The organism is Pseudomonas sp. Fl4BN1, from assembly GCF_009908285.1.
GTDB lineage: Bacteria > Pseudomonadota > Gammaproteobacteria > Pseudomonadales > Pseudomonadaceae > Aquipseudomonas.
This window is the reverse complement of record NZ_JAAARM010000008.1, coordinates 105570-122974: the sequence shown is the minus strand read 5'-3', so window position 1 is coordinate 122974 and position 17405 is coordinate 105570. Positions and strand designations below refer to the sequence as shown.

Here is a 17405-nt window from a genome sequence, read left to right as displayed (position 1 = left end):
TCTGTTTTTGTTCCTGAAGCCAGATCGCTCACTGTTCGTTAGCCCAGCCGTCAAAACTATCTTTTCTACATAAGGGCCAATCACTCAAGACCCTTCCTCTGTAACAAAGACCACCAACTGAGCTTTCGGTAGTCTCGCAGTAACAACAAATGCATTTCCACCCATTTTCCCGCCTGATTCACGGTCAGTGACGCTCCTCACAAAAACTGTCTAAAAGGTATTTCGTCAGTATTTCCGGCACCCCGCTACATGAATAAAATCACCGCTCTCCAGGACTCTCGGATGACAAGGAATGTGGAATAAACAAGCGGCTATCAGTCACGTGAACGCGCATGCTCACGCCGGCAGTACAGGACGCTGCGCGGCCTATACCCGCCAGGCGATCGAGGCCGGCGGCGGTGGTGTGATTCTGCACAGGAAGCACTCGGCCAAGGACTTCGGCTCATCCCTGACCTCCGCCGGATTTGTCGAGCAGCCCGCCGGCCAGGCCCCTCAGGCTGGCGACGTGGTGATCATCCAGCCGATTCCCGGCCATCCCCACGGGCATATGGCGATGTTCAACGGCACACTTTGGGTGTCAGACTTCAAGCAGTTGCATGGTTTCTACCCGGGGCACTCCTACCGGGTGAAGAAGCCCGACTACAAAATCTATCGCCATCCATAAGGGGTCACCCATGAGAATGCTTTTCTGCTCGTTGCTGGCAGCCGTCGCGTTGCATCAATCAGTCGCCCTGGCCGACTGCGCCAGTTCGCCGAAACCCGCTACCCAGGCGTTTTACAGCTGGTACCTGCAGACCTTCAGCGAAGACAAGGATCCGCTGACTGACAACCTGCCGCAGATGAAGCAGTACGTCTCGGAATCGCTGATTGCCAAGATCAAAACGCAGATGGCCAGTCCCGATGGCCTGGAAGAGGATTACTTCATCAAGGCCCAGGACTACATGGAGGAGTGGCTGACCCAGATCAAGGTCAGCGATCCGCAAGTTCAGGGTTCTACTGCCAAGGAGCAAGTGACTCTGGGCAATACCCCGGACACCACGCAAGTTGTCGATGTGCGGATGATCAAGGACAAGGGCTGCTGGAAGATCGACCAGGTGACTTCCACTGCGGATCAGAGCGACTGATCCGCTGTCCTGCCCTAGCACAACGCTGAAGCGGACTGGCGTGCAGGTCGTCGAATCGAGCGACCTGCCATGCTAAGCTGCGCGCCGTTTCGGGCAAGGGTCCGGGGCATCCTTCACTGGAAAAGGACTCTCAGTCATGTCGTTGCCGGCCGCAGTACGCCTGCCCCTAGCCTTTATCTCCCTGTGCACGGCCTTCCTCGGCAGCACCTGCGTCCATGCCGACGAACAGCAGGACATCGCCAAGGGCCGTTGGCAGGGCATGGCCGCCATGGCCAATCTGTACCTGGACGACGCCACACCCGAGGACTTCATCGAAGCCGGGGACAATGAAAAGAGCCAGCACGACAACTATGCCGGCGCCCTCACCTACTACCTGACTGCCGCCCGCCTGGACCCGAAGAACGCCTTTGCCTCCTACCAGGCTGCCGGCAGCCTGGCAGCTATGGACAAAAACAAACGGGCGGCCGAGTACCTTGATCAAGCCCGCGAACGTGGTTTCTGGCAACTGGTGCTGCTCAAGGAAGATGACGAACTGGAATCCCTGCATCAGGCCCCTGCCTACAAGAAGCTGCTGCAAGCCGCCGAGAAGAACTACCCGGCCATGGCCAAGGATGCGGGCCTGGCGGCCTTCAGCATTCCTCAGGGCAAAGCGCCGGCCGAGGGCTGGCCGGTAGTGGTCTGGCTATCGGGATTCGGCACCGAAGGCAGCGACGGCATTGATATGCGTGCCGACCTGCTGGGAGATAAAGCCGTGCTGGTTGGTATCAACGGTACTCTCAAGCGTGACGAGCACCGCTTCATGTGGCAGCAGGACTCGGTGGCCAGCACCGAAGCCGCTGTCAGCGCGGCACTGAAAAAACTCGAGAAACAAACCCGTATTGATCGCTCGCGCATCGCTTTGATGGGTTTCTCACAAGGCGCCGAGCACGCCGCTCACTTGATTGCCGACTACCCGCAGCAGTACAGCGGCGCGTTGCTGCTGTCACCCGGCGGCTACCGGATTCCGTTCGGCGAAAACAAGGCCCGGGACAAACGCATTGTCATCGTCCACGGCGCCCAGGAACATGAGAGCAACCAGAAACTGACCGCCACCACGCAGCAGGCCCTGGAATCCGGCAATCAGCTACAGAGCCATGAACACAGCGAAGGCCACACCTTCCAGGCCGACTGGCGCAAGGTGTATCCGGACTACCTGAAGTTTGCCCTGAACCTCTAACCCCGATCAGCAGCGCCGGAGCTTTTCCCAGAAGCCCCGGCGCTACGCCTGCTGCCGCCTATTGCTTGGCCGGCACTATAGGCCCCGGGGCCTTTACCTGAGTCATCAGGTCATCGTCCCACTGTCCCTCGACCTTGACCTGAGCCAGGGCTCCCAACTCCATCGCCTCGATCAGGTTGTGGTTGAGGTACACGTAGGTGCCCGGCTGCTTGAAGGTATAGAGCGCCGCCAACGCCGAGCCGCCAGGAATGAACCAGGTTTCAAGGTTGCGCTGCGGGGCGTTGGCGAACTTGCCGGTGGTCCAGACCCAGTCGCCGTGGCCGCCGATCAGGTGCGGACGGCTGTCGCGATTGGCCTGGGAGTGAATGAACAGCACGCTTTCACCGACCTTGGCGGTCAGCGCGTTGGCCCCGGTCAGGGCGCCAACCCGCCCGTTGAACACCACATGGCTCGGTGTCAGCGTACGCATCACCTCGCGGGTATCCTGGTAGCTGGAGGCCAGATCCGGGTAGGACTTGTAGTGCCCGTCCTTGTCCTTGGGAATGTACAGGTCGAACTCGCCGATGGTGTAGGCACGGTCATAGTGCAAGGGCTTGCCGGCAGGGTCTTTCAAGCCTTCGCGCGGCAGCACCATCAAGGTCCCGCTCATGCCCGAGACCACATGCCAGGGCACCATGCCCGGCGGCGCGCAGTGGTAGACGAAGGTTCCGCTGCGGTCGGCCTTGAAGCGCAGCACCACTTCCTGCCCCGGCAGTACCTGGGTCAGGGCCGCCCCGCCCAGGGCCCCGGTGGCCGCATGAAAGTCGATGTTATGGGGCATGCTGTTGCTGGCCGGATTGCTCAAGGTCAGCTCGACGTAGTCGCCCTCGTGCACCACCAGAGTCGGGCCGGGCATGGAGCCGTTGAAGGTCATGGCCTGCAAGGTGGTGCCCTGGTCATCCACCACCATCTTTTTCTCTTCTACATTCATGCGGAACTGCACGACCTTCGGTGGCCCGTTGACGGCCTGCTCATGGACATGCACCTGGGGCGGCGCCACCAGGTCAATCTTGACCCTCTGCAAGCCATCGGCCCCGGCGGCCAACACCAGGCTGGAGGCACAGCTGCCGGCCACCACACAGCACTTCAACCACGCTTGAAACGTACCCATGCTCTGCATTTCCCTGCCAATGAATGGTGATTCATTGCAAGGCAAATGCCGGGCAATCGTATTGTCTCAGGGCAATAAACGAATGCCCGAACCGCCGGATAGGTTGAGCTCGATCATGGATAGCTGAAACTACGCACCAGGGTCAGCTCCCCGGGGGCACGCATCGGCACGATGAACGACTCGCTCTTTTCATTCACCGTGCCTTCCTCGGTGATTACCGTGACTTGGGCGGTGGTCAGCGGCTGTACGGCATTTTCCTGGCCGCCGTCTTCGTCATCATCGCTGCGCAATCCACCACCGTAGTAGTTCACATAAACCAGGTACTGCCCCTTGAGCGGCGCCGGCATGGAGAAGATTTCCGGGCCATAGCCGGTGGTCACGTCCACATCAAGGGCCGCGCCGTTGTGAGCCACACGGTCGCCATACCAGATGTGCGCGCCGTCGGGAGTCACCAGGTGCAGGTCGAGGTCGGTGTTGTCACTGTCCCAGGACAGCAGCACCCGCAGTTTCGGCGGGGTGACGCCACCACCGGCATTGAGGAACTGCACGCGTTTGCGCTGCTGGCCATCGGGGCTGCGTACCTCAACGCTGTTGCTGCCGTTGGGGAAGGAATAAGGCCGGTCGAAGCCGCCCTGATCATCGAACTTGAGCGGCATGCTGACGCCGTTGACGATCAGCTTGCCTGGCTGGTTGGCGACCTTGGGCGCGCCTTTGATCTGACCGCGAATACGCGCGGTATCGGCCTGGCCCTGGGGAGTGTTCACCGAGGAAGCCGGGTAGTTGACGGTCTGGCGGTATTGCTCTCCGTCATCGGCGCGGGTACGCCAGCCGCCTTTTGGCGTATCAAGCTGGATGCCGCTGTCGGCCATGGCCATAGGCAGGCTGAATATTCCGCAAAGGAACAGGAGGACCGGGGGAGCAGGAAGTTTCATGGCCTATTCCAACAAAAGGTGACGGGCGAGCCCTTCAATATAGGTTTCATCCTGGCCGTTGGGATGGGCTTCAAAGGCCAGGTGCAAGTATTCGTGGGTCAGGTCGAGGCGGTCCTGCAGCGACAGCACACCGCGCACGTAGATGCGCTGCCGCTCGCGGTCGACGTAAGGGCGACCGAAGCCCAGGCGGCAGACGGCAAACTGGCTGACTTCGTTGTAGCCAACCTCCTGTTCCAGGGGCTGACGCCAGCGTCGCCGCTGGCTCAGCAACCAGTCCTGGGCAGCGGGCAAGGGTTCACAGGAGGCCACCGGGTTGTCCCAGCGGCTGAGGCTGGCCCTGGGGTAGGCATGCAGCAGGATGGCGTCGTAGCGCTGGCCGGATCTAGCCTGCTCCACGGCCTGCTGCCAGGACAGTTTGTCTGGCGCTCGCAGGTCCGAGTGATAAGTAACCTGCGTACCGGCCAGGACCAGATCGTCGGTCCAGGCTGCAATGGCCCGGGCTTCGGCAGTGGCCGGACGTGGCGCGACCCGTTGCCGACTGCTGCTGTCGTCGATGCTCAGGCATTCGCCGCTGCGGCCGGCGTTCTGCAGCAGGTAGGTGCGGATCGCCACGGCCAGGGCCTTGGCTGCTTCCAGCGGTTCACTTGACGCTTCCCGCTGCAGCACCCGGGCCACATATTCTTCACGATCCAGGCGCGCCACCAATCGCTGGGCAGACACGTCACGTTGCAGGAACAACTCGCCAGTGCTGTGGATATCCAGCTGATTACCATTGGTGAACTCCACCCGGTAATCCCCCTGCAGGGCACCCGGTTTGGCGAGCTGACCACTCTGGCTGACACTTTTCAACGGGTAGCGGGAAAACAGGCTGACTTCCACGCAACGCTGCTTATCCACAGGCATGCTGTCCGGCAGTACCTGGTTCAGGGCTGAAGCGTAGTCCTTCAAGACTCGCTGGCTGGTACCTCGACCACCGACCCACAAGGGCGTGCCGTCCACCAGCCAGCCGGCAAAACCGCCCTGGCGCGACTGCGGGTCCTGATCCGCCAGCCAACTCCAGGTCTTGACCCGCAGACGTGCGCCCAAGGCGCCGACCACAGCACCGTCGCCGGCCTTGAGCAGCACATCCAGCAATACCCGGCGGGCCGTGTCCCGAGCCGGCAACAGCGCCAGCACCTGCAACAGCTCCGCCACCGGAACCCGCGTCTGCGGTTGCAGTTGATTCAGGTCCTGCAACCAGTCCGGGGCATTGTGCGCTTGCCAGTACTGGCGCCATTGAGCCGCGGACAGCTGCAGGCGCTGGGGCTCGAAGTACAAACCACAGGAACGCACCAGCGCCTGGTCCCGGGCGATGCTGCCACCCACCGTGCAGCAATAGACTTCTTCCTTGGATTTGCCCTGGCAGGCATAGGCCGGCTCCTGGGCGCCAGTATCCACCAGCCAGGCATAGACGAAGAGTTTCCAGACACTGCCAAGCGGCGCCTGCAGGTCCTTCGGCAACGACTCGCGCGCCAGTACCTGGGTCTTGCTCAGGCTCACCAGCTCGCTGTCCGGGGCAGTCTTCCAGGCCAGGCGCAGGGGCTCTTCCTGGGCCGTTACCAGCCCAGGGAGCAAACACAGGTACAACCAGGCCCAACGCCGCGTCATGTTATTTGACCGTGACCTGACCCAAGGCCGGCGTACGCTCCTGAGCCTGACGCTCTGGTGCATACACCTGGTAGAAACGTGCGGGAGGCAGGTTGAACTGGCCTTTCTGGGAGAAGCGGATCAAGTGGCGCAGACGCACTTCACTGCTGTCATTCAGCGCATCCAGCGGCACCGCGTAGCTCATTTGCCCAGGCTCGAAACGGGCCTTTTCCAGGGACGCCGCTTCGGTACCGGCAGGACCGGCCAGCTTGATCCCCCAGGTGGTGCGCTCGACGTCAGCGCCCGGCGGCAGCGGTACTTCCAGCATGCCGTACAGCAGCGGCCGGCTGCCCTGATTGGCGATGATCACTTCATCCAGGTACAGACCGTCGCTGGCGATTGGCTTGTTGCCCACAGGCTCCAGCTTGAAGGTAAAGGCCTCGTCGCCCGGTACCAGGCGCAGCAGGCGGCGAGTGATATTCACCGGCGATGGCGTGGTGCCCAGGTCCAGTTTGCTCAGGTAACTCACCGAGGCCCGCAGCGGACGTTCCGGCACAGCGTTCAAGGTCAGCACCGTAGGCACCTGAGGTCCCTGCCACAGCCAGTAGTTTTCACCGCTGGCGCCCTGCTGCTGTTGCCAGCCCTGCCCCGGGTTCAAGGCCACGGCAGGTGCCGACTGGGCCACGCTGCGTTGCAGCCAGGTCAGGGCCAGGGCCCGTTCCAAGGTCGACTGCGACGGCAACAGGCGTTGCAGCAAGGCTCGCGCCGCTGCTTGATCGAACGGTTTCAACGACAGGCTCAGGGCCTGGATGAACGGTTTGGAGCTGATCTCGACCTGCTGCTGCGCCGCTTCCAGTTGCGCCACAAACGCCGGCGGCGGCGTGACCTTGGCATCCCGCGCCAGGGTCGCAGCCAGCACGCGAGCGCTGGCCAGGCCAAGGGCCGAATCCGGATCATCCATCACCAGACTGTCACTGCTGTCGTCCTGCATGCTGGCAGCCGGACCGGCACCGGCCTTGGCCAGATCATCCATCAGCCCACTGACCAGGGTAGCGATCGGCAGCTTCATTTCACGGGCGAAGGAGAGGATCAACGCCCGCTGCAGCAGCGGCGTATTACCAGCCTGCTTGGCGTAGACATCCAGCACCCGCTGCCAGTGTTCCGGCGGCAGGTTCAGGTCGAGCACCTTGCTCGCGTTCCAGTCGGCGTAATAGGCATAGGCGGTGAGGAAGGCATCTGGATCAACGTCTTCGCCCCACCAGGTGAACGCAGCTTCCGGCCCGGCCATGTGCACCAGGCGCAGGCGGCTGTTCTGCATCATCAGGCGCAGCCGGTCGCGGACCTGCGGGTTGCTGGCCAGCGCCGGGTAGGCAACGCTCAGCGGTAGCAACTGGCTAGCGGTCTGCTCGACGCCGCCATAGGGGTATTCCAGCAAGTCATCCAGGGCTGAACGAAACAGCGCTTGCGGGCTGTCGTCCAGGCGCAGGCGGATCTCGGCGGCATCGGCCGGCACCCCCAATGGGGTGCTGGTGGTGACTACATCCAGGCTCTGGGTCTGCACCGTCTGCCAGCCCGCGGCACTGCTCACCAGGCGCACTGCCAGAGCATCCACGGTCTTGCCGCCCTGCACCAACTCAGCGCTCCACTCACCGTTACCCGGGACAATGGCCGGCAGCGCCACGTAGTTGATCCCACTGTTCAGGGTCAATGGCAGGCGCTGGGACTCCCCGGCGTAATGGATGACCAACTCGGCCTTGGCCGGTTGCTCGGACTGGCTGAAGGCGAATACCCCAAGCTCTGGTTTGTCGCCGCTGCGGAAACGGGTTGGGCCGCTCCACTTCAGGTACAGAGCCTTGTCGGAGCGGACGAACTGCTTCTTCTGCCCCACTTGGCCATCATCGGCGATGGCCCGAGCGGTGATGCGCCAGCGCGTCAAGGAATCCGGCATGCGGAAGGTGAACCGCGCCTTGCCGCTGCCATCGCTCACCAACTCCGGCTGCCAGGCCGCGGTGTCGACGTCTTCACGGCGAGGGCGCTCCAGCACCTTGACCCCGCGCTCGCTGCGGTTGGCCTTGCCTGGAGCCGTGGGGCTGCCTGGCAGGGCCACGTCGTAGCTGATGAACGACAGGCTGGCGCTGGTACGTACGTTGTTGCGCCGCGGATGGTAGAAGAACTGATCAATGCTCGGAGCCACTTCCGGTTGCAGGGCATAGACCATTTCGTCCACCACGCTGACCGTCAGGTGCGCCGGTACCGGCTTGCCAGCGAACTGGGTGGACAGGTCCACGGTGACCATGTCACCCGGCTGGTACTTCTCCTTGTCGGTATGGATGGCGACGTCGATCTGCGGTGTCAGCACCTTGATCCCGGCGTTCTGGAAGCTGTACTCACCACCCTTGGTGTAGAGCACGGAGAAGGTCAGGTTTGGCGCAAAGTTGTCCTTCACCGGCACTCGGGCGCGGTATTGGGTGGGGCTGAGTTTTTCCACTTTCAGCCAATCGCCGCCCTTGGACAGGAGCGCAGTGGCCTCGACCTTGTCGCGCTCCAGGGACAGCAGCGCATCGTTGATCGGCTCCGGGAAGGTGATCAGCGCCAGGGCCTCTTCACCAGCCTTGTACTCGGCTTTGTCGAGGACGATTTCAACGGTGCCTGGCACGGCCTTGATGCCTTCGCCGGTAACCGCGTGGCTGGTACCACCCAGTACCCGATCATGCTCGTCGCGCACGGTCAGGTTGTAGGTGCCAGGACGCTCGAAGGCCAGGGCAAAACCGCTGTCGGCGGCAGCCAGCTTGCCGTCGCCGGTGGACTGGTCTTCCAGGCGAACCCAGCTGTAGCGGCTCGGTTTGACGCTCTTGCTCTGCTCGCTGGTGTTCTGGTTGGCGTAGCTGAACTGCACCTTGTCACCGGCGGCGCTGAAACGCTGCGGCGCGCCGAGGCTGAAGCTCGCGGCGCCACGCTCGATGAGGATTTCCTTGGTGGTCTTGACCCGGTACGCGGCGCCATCGCTGGCGAACACGGTGAGCATGTAGCGGCTCGGTTTGTCCGCAGCCGGCAAGTCCAGAGTGGCGCTGCCTTTGGCGTCAGTGGTCAGTTCGGCGCTGGTTAGCTCCACCGGGAACTGCCCCATGTACTGCAGTTCGTTGTCCACCATGGACAGCTGCTGGGCCCGCAGGCTCAGTTGCAGGCGGGCGTTGGCCACCGGCTTGCCATCCGGGTAGAGCAGCACCAAGTTACCCTTCACGGCCTCGCCGGTCTTGAAGTCCGGCTTGGCCAGGCTCAAGGAAATCTCGAAGTGCGGCTTGATGTACTCGGCGACACGGAAGGCACTGCTGTAGACCTGATCCTTGTAGCTGAAACGCAATTCATAACCACCGGCCACGGCATTTTCCGGCAGTTGGAAACGGCTCTGGGTGCCGGACTTGGAATCGAGGCTCAGGGTCAGGTTCTGCAGCGCGGTACCGGCCGCATCGAGCACACTGACATTTACCGCGCCGGCTCCCGGCTGCACCGAGTCCCGAGCGTTCTTGAACTCACGGCCGACAATCTTCAACGACACCCAGTCTCCCGGGCGGTACAGCGGCCGGTCGGTAAAGGCATAGAGCTTGGTGTCGTAGATTTCACTGTCGTAGTAGAAGTTCTCGGAGACGAAAACCCCGCCTTCCTGGTCTTCACCGATCACATAGGAACGTTCGGGGCTGGCGTGTTTCAGGCGCACCAGGCCCTGCTCATCGGTGGCGCCACTGTTCATCACGCCGAGGCCGTCGGTCCACAGCACGTTGACCTTGGGCACCGAGTTGCCTTCGTGTTTACCCGCGGCCCACACCAGCAGTTCGTCGCCAGCAATCTTGCTCACTGCCACGGTATTGGAAACAAACACCATGGTGGTGGCGCGGTACTTGCCCACCAGGGCCTCCACCAGGTACAGCCCCGGCTTGAGTTGCCCCAGCGGGATATAGACGTTGCCCGGCGCGACGTTGATGAACTGGCTGGAGGAACCGGACAGGTCAACCCCGGCCGGCGGTTGGATCGGCTTGGCCTGCCACAGCGGATAGCGGAACTGGGTCACCAGGGGCAGCCCCGGGATCAGGGCGAATTGCGGCTGGACGTCATACGGCGTCGGCGCCAGCATCGAGTTGCCCACCTTCAGCTCCGGCACCTCTTCGGTAACCTGCTTGCGCGACTCGTAGGAGAAGGCGCGCTGCATCACCCGCCGGGATTTGCGGTACCAGTTGTCCCACAGGTAAGCCAGGGTGTTGGAAAGCCCCTCGCCCTTGAACTGACCGTCACTGACCACCCGGTGCAGGTTTTTCTGGCGCTTGAGGAAATCCAGCGGCTGGTCGATCCGGTACACCCGAATGTCCGCTCCACCATAGGGCTCCATGCGGAAACGCCGGTAGTCACGGCCCGGGGCCTCGAGGCGCACCATGGCCTGCTCGTCACTGGCGAAGCTGCTATCGGCCAGGAGGAAGAAACTCTCGCCGGAGACCGCCGCGTAATCGCTGGACGGCACCGAATCTTCGGCATTGACCAGCGCCACGGGGGCCAGCAGGGTCAAGGCCAGGGTCAGGCGAAACAGAAAACGGGACATACGCGATTCGCTCATTGGGTGAGGAAGTTCAGTCGATAGATGCCGATGAAGTTGGGGTTGGCTGAGTCGGGTATCCATCGAGTGTCCTTCCATGTCATCAGTTGCTGCACGCTAGCCGAGCGCATGCCGTTGTCGGTGGGAGTGGTGGTACCGGTGTGATAGGCAATGTTGCGGCCCATCCAGATCATCAGGTGCTGGTCATCGCCCTGATCGAAGAACAGCAGGTCTCCGGGGCGCGCCTGACCCAGGTCACGGCTCACCAGATGGCTGTTGAACTGGATCAGCTTGATCGCGTTGACGTAAGGCCCGACCTGGCCCCCGCCCTGCTGCCATTGCTGAGCCAAGCCGCGCTGGCCCTCGCTCAATTGCAGCTCCGGTGGCAGGTAGCGATTGGACAGGCCGTTGGCCCGCAACCATTTGTTGTCGTGGACCTTGAGCGCCTCGTTGGCGGCAAAGCGCACCAGTCCGGCGCAATCCTGCTGATACCAGCGCGGGCTCGGCCCCTGGCTCAGTTGCTCCTGGGCGATGCGCACGAACCAGGCGCGGAACACCTGGGACTGCGGCACGTCCAGCGGCGGGACCGGCGTCGCGCCCACGGCAGTGCTCAGCAACAAAGCGAGCAGGCCGAGGCTGCTCAGGCGCTTGCGCAATGCGCTCACAGCGCACGCCATTGCAGGGGCAGCCATTGCCAGTGCCCCTTGGGTTCACTGCCTTCAGGCAGGGTCAGGACGTATGTGCCATAACCGCCGAGGGTGCGCAGCTTGGGCACCAGATAGGTCTGCGCAGCGTTGTTGAACACCGGTTCCATGTCCTGGGGCACACTGTCGAAGGTTTCCTGCTGGATCAGTTGCGCCAGGGACTGCGGGCCCAGGTACACCGGCATCAGCGCGTCCTTGGGGAGCACGTCGGCCAGTGGCGGGAAGCGTTTGTCGAGCGTGCCCAGGGCCTTGCCCACCAGTTTGTCATCCAGGGAGAACACCAGGGTCGAGCCGTGGCGAGCCAGGCTGACCTGCATGAAGGCACGCCCGGTAATGGTGTTCGGGTCCTTGGCGTTCTTGGCCGGGTACTGGCCGAAGTTGGAACTGACCTGGCGCTGCCACTGGTGCACGTCGCCATTCTGCTGCTCCAGCACCGGGAAGATCCGCTCCTCGACCTTGCTCTCCCGGGAGCCCACCATCGAACCAAACAGCTTACCCAGGTCGGCATCGAGCTTGGCACTGTCCTGGTCCTTGAGGCTCGCCACCAGCAGCGGTGTATACAGCCGCGAATCAGCGTACCAGCACAATCCGGCGGTGCCGGCCATGTGCTCGGTCAGCGTTGCGGCCACCGACTCTTCGGCACCGAGCTTGACCAGCAACGGCTTCTGCTGCTCTACCGCCAACGGCAGTGCGACGCAGGCACTGGCCCCCATGGGCATGGCTTGCCAGATCGGCTTGAAGTCGAAGTCCGGCTGGTTGTCCTGCTCCTCCATGGCCAGGTAGCTGTGCCAGCCCTTGTCATCCATCTCGAAGCGCAGGCCGGCGAAGTTGGGGATAAAGCGCTGGTAACCCATGGCCAGGACACTGGCGTTAACCGTCAGGCGCTGCTGCACTTCAGGCTTGCGCGCCTCCAGGCCGAAGGCCTCGGGGAACAGTTTGTCGCCATTGAGCAGCGCTTCCAGTGCCGTGGTGGAGACGTCGCCGTGCTGATCATCGGTGCCCTCCTCCTCATCGCTGCTGGCATTCGGGTCATAGAGTTTTGCCGGGTTGGACAGCACCACCAGCTTGTCGCCGTGGGAAGCGAACGCCAGGGATTTACCGGCGTTGTAGTTCAACTGGTAGAGCGTCACCGCATCGCCGCCGACCTTCAGATCCGCCAGCTGGCTCAACTGGCTGTCATCCAGGGCAACCTTGGCCAAAGGCTCCAGCAATTTCGCCAGCCCGCCACGGTCCATCACCAGCAAAAAGTCCTTGAGACGTCCATCAGCGCCGCGCCACAGCGCCACATCCGCCGGCTGGTCGAACAGTTGCTCGATCAGGTTGTCCTGCAGCTTCAGGTCATGCTCGTAGATGATCCGCCGCAGGCTACCGATCAACCCCAGGCGGTCGGCGTGAGTCTGATAGTAGAAGACGAAATCCTCGGTCAGGGTTTCCTTGAGGAACGGCACCGCCAGCAAGTCCTTGGGCAACTGGGACAGCGAATGCGTCTCCAGCAACCCGTCCGGACGGCTCAGGCCAAGCTTGTCGCCGGCCAGCTCCGCCACCGGCGTCTTGGGCTTGCAGCCCACGCCCGTGATCGCCGCCGCTACCATGCACAAGCCCACGACCAGGGCCGGCCAGCGCCGCTTGCCAGCGGGTTGATCTGTAGCGGGGATACCGACTGCCGGGGATGCTGTGTTTTCGCTCATGATTCACAAAGCCCAATTCATCCGTGGTGCGGGATGTTCAATAGTTGAAAGACTTGACCAGCAACAGGTCGCCGATGGCCCGCATGGGCACGATAAAGGTCTCGCGTTTCTCATCGACGGTGTTTTCGTTAAGGATCAGGTTGATCTGCGAGGTGATCACCTCGTTCTGATTGCTGCCTTCGTCGAAGTTGTATCCGCCACTGCCGAAGTTGCCCCAGTAGTTGACGTAGATCAGATAGGTGCCCCGCAGCGGCGCGGTCATGGTGAACATTTCCGGGCCCGGACCATCGACCCCATCCGGGTCCAGGCCTCCGCCGTTGGTCAAGCCGGGATGGCCGAAGAACGCATGCTGACCATCCGGGGTGATGATGTGCATGTCGAGCTCGGCCTTGGGGTCGTCCCAGCCGAGCACCACGCGAATGCGCGGCGGTGTCTTGTTCTGATTGGCTTCATAGAACTGCACGCGCTTGAGGGACTTGCCCTCGGAACTGCGTACTTCGACGCTATTGGAGCCGGCACCGAACGCATAGGGCCGGCCGAAGCGACCTTGCTCGTCGGTGTAGAGGTTCAGCGGGTTACCGTTGACCGACAGGCTGTGGGGCTGGCGCAAATGGCCAATGGCCTTGAGCTGGCCTTCGATCATGGTGCGGTTGCGTTGAATGCCGCGATCGATGGGCGGCGTCGGATAAGCCACCCGGTCCTGCTCGGTCCGGTCCAGCAACCCGGAATAACGCCAGCCGGCCAGGGGTTCCTGAAGCTCGGCGGAAGGCTCGGCGAACGCCGTCCCGGCCAACACCAGGGTCAGCAGAAGGGAGGATAGAGCGCGCATGTACTGCGTCCTGCCATGCATGGGAAAACCCTGGCGCCAGATCCTCGGCGCAGCTGCAAACATTCAGAAAGTCAGCCCGACGAAAGAGGGCATAGAAGAGGCCGCAGATTAGCGACTTGGTGCCTGTTACACAATTGGAGAAAGGGGATTTTGCGCAGCAATCGGCACAGCCTTGCAACCCGCGCAGCAAGTGCTATCACCGCGACATTACCGAAAGTGCTCTGCTGATCTTCGTCTGCTGCAAGCCTTTCGCTTTAATCCCCAGGAAGGGTTCCTAGTTCAAGTACGAATCTAGCGCTGAACACCTCACCCTCCGTCCTTCACCAACGCCGCGTCAGACACCTCGCGGCACCTCCTGGAAGAACCACAACAAGCTCTCTGGAACGCCTCTTTGCCCGGAACCAGGGCGTTCTACGCCGGGGACTCTCATCGCGCCGCGCATTCCCTCAGGGAATGACCCCATACCTATTCATCGATTGCTTCGCCGCGCCGGGAAACGCTTATCTATGAACGCCGCGGGTTTGCACTCACGCGCTGACGGGCACATTGCCCAACGTATTGCCGATGCCTCGCCTGACCATAAAAAAGATAAACAACCGGAGCGCCTCACTTATGAAGTATCCGTTAAGGCCACTGGTCTTCTGGCCCACCTTTCTGATTCTGCTGGCGGCAGTGATTGCCAGCTACCTTGATCTCCAGGCCTTCCTGGCCGTGAGCAAATCGCTCAACCGGATGATCCTCGACAACTTCTCCTGGCTGTTCAGTGCCAGCTCGTTCTTTCTCCTGGTCCTGACCGCCATCGTCTACTTCTCGCCTTTGGGAAGGGTGCGCATCGGTGGCGAAGACGCTAAGCCACTGCTGAGCAAATGGCGCTGGTTCATGGTGGCGCTGTGCACCACCCTGGCCGTCGGCGTGCTGTTCTGGACCACCGCTGAACCGCTCTATCACCTCTATGGCCCGCCCGACAGCATGAAGCTCGCCGCAGGCAGCCCAGAGGCCACCAGCTTCGCCATGTCGACGATGTTCCTGCACTGGACCCTGACACCCTATGCCATCTACCTGGTGCCATCGCTGGTGTTTGCCCTGGTCTTCTACAACCTGCGCAGCAACTTCTCCATCGGCGCCATGCTGCAGCCGTTGATCGGCGCCAAGCGGGTCAAGCGCTATGCCGGACTGATCGACACCCTGGCGATGTTCGCCCTGGTGGCAGGCATGGCGTCTTCCCTGGGCACTGGAGCACTGACCCTGTCCGGTGGACTCAGCCAGTATATCGGCGGAGAAACCACGCCCCTGCGCCTGGCATTGATCATCGGCGTGATCGTCATCACCTTCGTTGCCTCGGCCGCCAGCGGCCTGCAAAAAGGCATCGTCAAGCTCTCGACCTTCAATACCTGGATCATGCTGGCCCTGGGGGGGTTCGTACTGGTCTGCGGTCCGACCCTTTACATCCTCAGCCTCGGCGTCGAGTCCCTAGGGGTGTACCTGCAGACATTCTTCAGTCGCAGCCTGTTCACCGGCGCGGCCAGTGGCGACAGCTGGCCCCAGAGCTGGACGGTGTTCTACTGGTCGGTGTGGTTCGCCTGGGCCCCGGTCAGCGCACTGTTCCTCGGCAAGATTGGCCGCGGCTACACGGTGCGCGAATTCATCCACACCAACATGCTCTATCCGGCGCTGTTCACCGCCCTGTGGATCTGCATCTTCTCCGGCTGCAGCCTGTACTTCGACGCCCAGGGATCCGGCATGCTCAATCGCGTGCTCAATGAGCAAGGGGTGGAACATGTGCTGTACCAGATGTTCCAGCAACTGCCGGCCGCCGGCCTGATGATCGCCTTCCTGCTGTTCATCGCCTTCATCTCCTTCGTCACCGCGGCCGACTCCAGCACCGACGTCATCGGCAACTTATGCAGCCGCGGCGTCACCGCCGACTCGGACCTGGACGGCAGCCCGCTGCTCAAGGTGGTCTGGGGCGTGATCATCGGCAGCGTGTCGTGGGTCATGGTGGCCTTTGTCGGTATCGACGGGGTCAAGATGCTGTCCAACCTCGGCGGCTTGCCCGGAATGATCATCGTCTTGCTCGCCAGCAGCGCACTGATCATCTGGCTGAGGAATCCGGCCTTGCTGTCCCTGCCAGTCACGCCACGCGATCCGGCGGCGAGCCCCTCGAACAGCAACGCACATGCACCTGATATCGCTCTGGAGCCCACGGCATGAACATTCGTCATCTCAGCCTGCAAAGCGCAGGCCTGGCGTTGCTTTGCCCATTGCTGGTCGAAGCCGCCCAAGAACAAGCCCTGGGCTTTATCGAAGACAGCCAGCTCAAGGGCCTGGTACGCAACTATTACCGCAATAACGACTACCGCGACCGCGACAAGGATGGCCGCGAGTGGGCACAAGGCCTGCAACTGGACTATCGCTCCGGCTACACCCAAGGCACGCTGGGTTTTGGCCTGGATGCCCACGCCTACTTCGCTACCAAGCTCGACAGTGGCGGCGGACGGGCGCGTACTCAATTGCTGGTCAGCGATGGTGACGGGCGCAGCCGTGATGAGTCGGCTACCGCCGGTGCGGCACTGAAAATGCGCTGGTCCAATACCGAGTTCAAATACGGCGACCTGCGCCCGCAGAACCCGGTACTGGCCCTGGCCGACAGCCGGATCATGCCCGCGACCGCCACCGGCTTCACCTTCAGCAGCCGCGAGGCCGAAGGCCTGCTGCTGGAGGGCGGGCACTTCACGGCGGCCCGAGACTTCAACCAGACCGGCCACCGAGGTGGTTTCTACGCCGGCTATGCAGGGGTCGAAGGTGGCAACGTGGACTACCTGGGAGGCACCTATCGGTTGCATCCGCAGGTCGGGATGAGCCTCTACAGCTCACGCTATGAAGACCTGTGGCGCCAGCACTACGTCAATCTGAACCTTGATCAGCCACTGGATGCCGAGGCCTACCGCAGCCTGAACCTGGACCTCAACCTCTATCGCTCCCTGGATGAGGGCAAGGCTCTGGCCGGAGACATCGCGGTCACCGCCTGGTCGGCAGCGCTGGCCTTCAAGAGCGGCCCGCAAACCTTCAGCCTGGCTCACCAACGCATCCATGGTAATCAGCCGTTTGACTATGTGGCCCTGGGCGGTGGCGGTTTCCACGACTCGATCTACCTGGCCAACTCCTCGCTGATCGCCGACTTCAACGGCCCCGGCGAGCGCTCCTGGAGCCTGGGCTACAAGCTCGACTTCACGCCCCTAGGCGTGCCCGGCCTGTCGCTCAACACCCGCTATATCCGCGGCAGCCATGTCGATGGCCAGCGCGTGCCGGTGGACAGCCCATACCGCTACTACGCCGACAACGAAAAGCACTGGGAGCGGGATATCGATGTGCGCTACGTGGTGCAGGGCGGCAAGGCCAAGGACCTGTCCCTGACCTTGCGCCAAGGCACCCATCGCATCCGCGGGACCTCGGACGGCAATGTCGATCACATCCGCCTGATCACCGAATACCCCTTCAGCCTGCTTTGATCGCCCCGCTCGCCGCCTGGCCAACCCGGGCGGCGAGCCCTTTAT

The 17405-nt window shown here is 62.3% G+C and carries 12 protein-coding genes; 5 read left to right on the top strand and 7 right to left on the bottom strand.

Going from position 1 to position 17405, the window contains the following annotated elements:
• The first annotated feature begins 292 nt into the window (after window positions 1-292).
• From GV818_RS11590 to GV818_RS11580, 3 genes are all read left to right on the top strand, one after another.
• Window positions 293-664 (top strand): CHAP domain-containing protein, encoded by a 372-nt coding sequence (locus tag GV818_RS11590; protein ID WP_161776609.1) that lies wholly within the window; start codon window positions 293-295, stop codon window positions 662-664.
• 10 nt (window positions 665-674) lie between these two features.
• A complete protein-coding gene (locus tag GV818_RS11585; RefSeq protein ID WP_161756567.1) occupies window positions 675-1124 on the top strand; it encodes a DUF3828 domain-containing protein in 450 nt (149 codons plus the stop codon).
• Between the two features lie 136 nt (window positions 1125-1260).
• A complete protein-coding gene (locus GV818_RS11580) occupies window positions 1261-2340 on the top strand; it encodes a dienelactone hydrolase family protein (RefSeq protein ID WP_161776608.1) in 1080 nt (359 codons plus the stop codon).
• Window positions 2341-2398: 58 nt separating this feature from the next.
• On the opposite strand, the gene nirK is transcribed toward GV818_RS11580, so the two are convergent.
• The 7 genes from nirK to GV818_RS11545 all read right to left on the bottom strand — a co-directional run bounded on the left by nirK (window position 2399) and on the right by GV818_RS11545 (window position 13851).
• Window positions 2399-3490, bottom strand: coding sequence for a copper-containing nitrite reductase (gene nirK / locus GV818_RS11575; RefSeq protein WP_161756569.1), 1092 nt, complete (start codon window positions 3488-3490; stop codon window positions 2399-2401).
• Between the two features lie 113 nt (window positions 3491-3603).
• Window positions 3604-4422, bottom strand: coding sequence for a YfaP family protein (locus GV818_RS11570; protein ID WP_161756570.1), 819 nt, complete (start codon window positions 4420-4422; stop codon window positions 3604-3606).
• Between the two features lie 3 nt (window positions 4423-4425).
• Window positions 4426-6069, bottom strand: a complete 1644-nt coding sequence (locus GV818_RS11565; RefSeq protein ID WP_161776607.1) for a DUF2300 domain-containing protein — start codon at window positions 6067-6069, stop codon at window positions 4426-4428.
• Between the two features lies 1 nt (window position 6070).
• Entirely contained in the window at window positions 6071-10651 is a 4581-nt protein-coding gene (locus tag GV818_RS11560; RefSeq protein ID WP_161776606.1) for an alpha-2-macroglobulin family protein, read from the bottom strand.
• On the bottom strand, window positions 10648-11307 hold the full coding sequence (locus tag GV818_RS11555; protein ID WP_161756645.1) for a DUF1175 domain-containing protein: 660 nt from the start codon (window positions 11305-11307) through the stop codon (window positions 10648-10650). Before GV818_RS11555 ends, GV818_RS11560 begins: the two co-directional genes overlap by 4 nt.
• The gene (locus GV818_RS11550) at window positions 11292-13022 is read right to left on the bottom strand and encodes a DUF2138 domain-containing protein (protein WP_161776605.1); all 1731 of its coding nucleotides are present in this window, start codon (window positions 13020-13022) and stop codon (window positions 11292-11294) included. The genes GV818_RS11555 and GV818_RS11550 overlap by 16 nt, the downstream gene beginning before the upstream one ends.
• A gap of 37 nt (window positions 13023-13059) precedes the next feature.
• The gene (locus GV818_RS11545; protein ID WP_161756574.1) at window positions 13060-13851 is read right to left on the bottom strand and encodes a YfaP family protein; all 792 of its coding nucleotides are present in this window, start codon (window positions 13849-13851) and stop codon (window positions 13060-13062) included.
• Window positions 13852-14463: 612 nt separating this feature from the next.
• On the opposite strand from GV818_RS11545, the gene GV818_RS11540 reads away from it, so the two are divergent.
• Together GV818_RS11540 and GV818_RS11535 are read left to right on the top strand one after the other, a co-directional pair.
• A complete protein-coding gene (locus GV818_RS11540; protein ID WP_161776604.1) occupies window positions 14464-16062 on the top strand; it encodes a BCCT family transporter in 1599 nt (532 codons plus the stop codon).
• Complete coding sequence (locus GV818_RS11535; protein ID WP_161776603.1) at window positions 16059-17360, top strand: OprD family porin; 1302 nt, start codon at window positions 16059-16061, stop codon at window positions 17358-17360. Before GV818_RS11540 ends, GV818_RS11535 begins: the two co-directional genes overlap by 4 nt.
• Window positions 17361-17405: the final 45 nt, after the last annotated feature.

Bases quoted from the DNA above. Each gene is read 5' to 3' on its own strand.
- GV818_RS11585 (WP_161756567.1), top strand. From the start codon at position 675: ATGAGAATGCTTTTCTGCTCGTTGCTGGCAGCCGTCGCGTTGCATCAA.
- GV818_RS11540 (WP_161776604.1), top strand. From the start codon at position 14,464: ATGAAGTATCCGTTAAGGCCACTGGTCTTCTGGCCCACCTTTCTGATT.
- GV818_RS11565 (WP_161776607.1), bottom strand. From the start codon at position 6,069: ATGACGCGGCGTTGGGCCTGGTTGTACCTGTGTTTGCTCCCTGGGCTG.
- nirK (WP_161756569.1), bottom strand. From the start codon at position 3,490: ATGGGTACGTTTCAAGCGTGGTTGAAGTGCTGTGTGGTGGCCGGCAGC.
- GV818_RS11570 (WP_161756570.1), bottom strand. From the start codon at position 4,422: ATGAAACTTCCTGCTCCCCCGGTCCTCCTGTTCCTTTGCGGAATATTC.
- GV818_RS11560 (WP_161776606.1), bottom strand. From the start codon at position 10,651: ATGAGCGAATCGCGTATGTCCCGTTTTCTGTTTCGCCTGACCCTGGCC.
- GV818_RS11535 (WP_161776603.1), top strand. From the start codon at position 16,059: ATGAACATTCGTCATCTCAGCCTGCAAAGCGCAGGCCTGGCGTTGCTT.
- GV818_RS11555 (WP_161756645.1), bottom strand. From the start codon at position 11,307: ATGGCGTGCGCTGTGAGCGCATTGCGCAAGCGCCTGAGCAGCCTCGGC.
- GV818_RS11550 (WP_161776605.1), bottom strand. From the start codon at position 13,022: ATGAGCGAAAACACAGCATCCCCGGCAGTCGGTATCCCCGCTACAGAT.
- GV818_RS11590 (WP_161776609.1), top strand. From the start codon at position 293: ATGTGGAATAAACAAGCGGCTATCAGTCACGTGAACGCGCATGCTCAC.
- GV818_RS11580 (WP_161776608.1), top strand. From the start codon at position 1,261: ATGTCGTTGCCGGCCGCAGTACGCCTGCCCCTAGCCTTTATCTCCCTG.
- GV818_RS11545 (WP_161756574.1), bottom strand. From the start codon at position 13,851: ATGCGCGCTCTATCCTCCCTTCTGCTGACCCTGGTGTTGGCCGGGACG.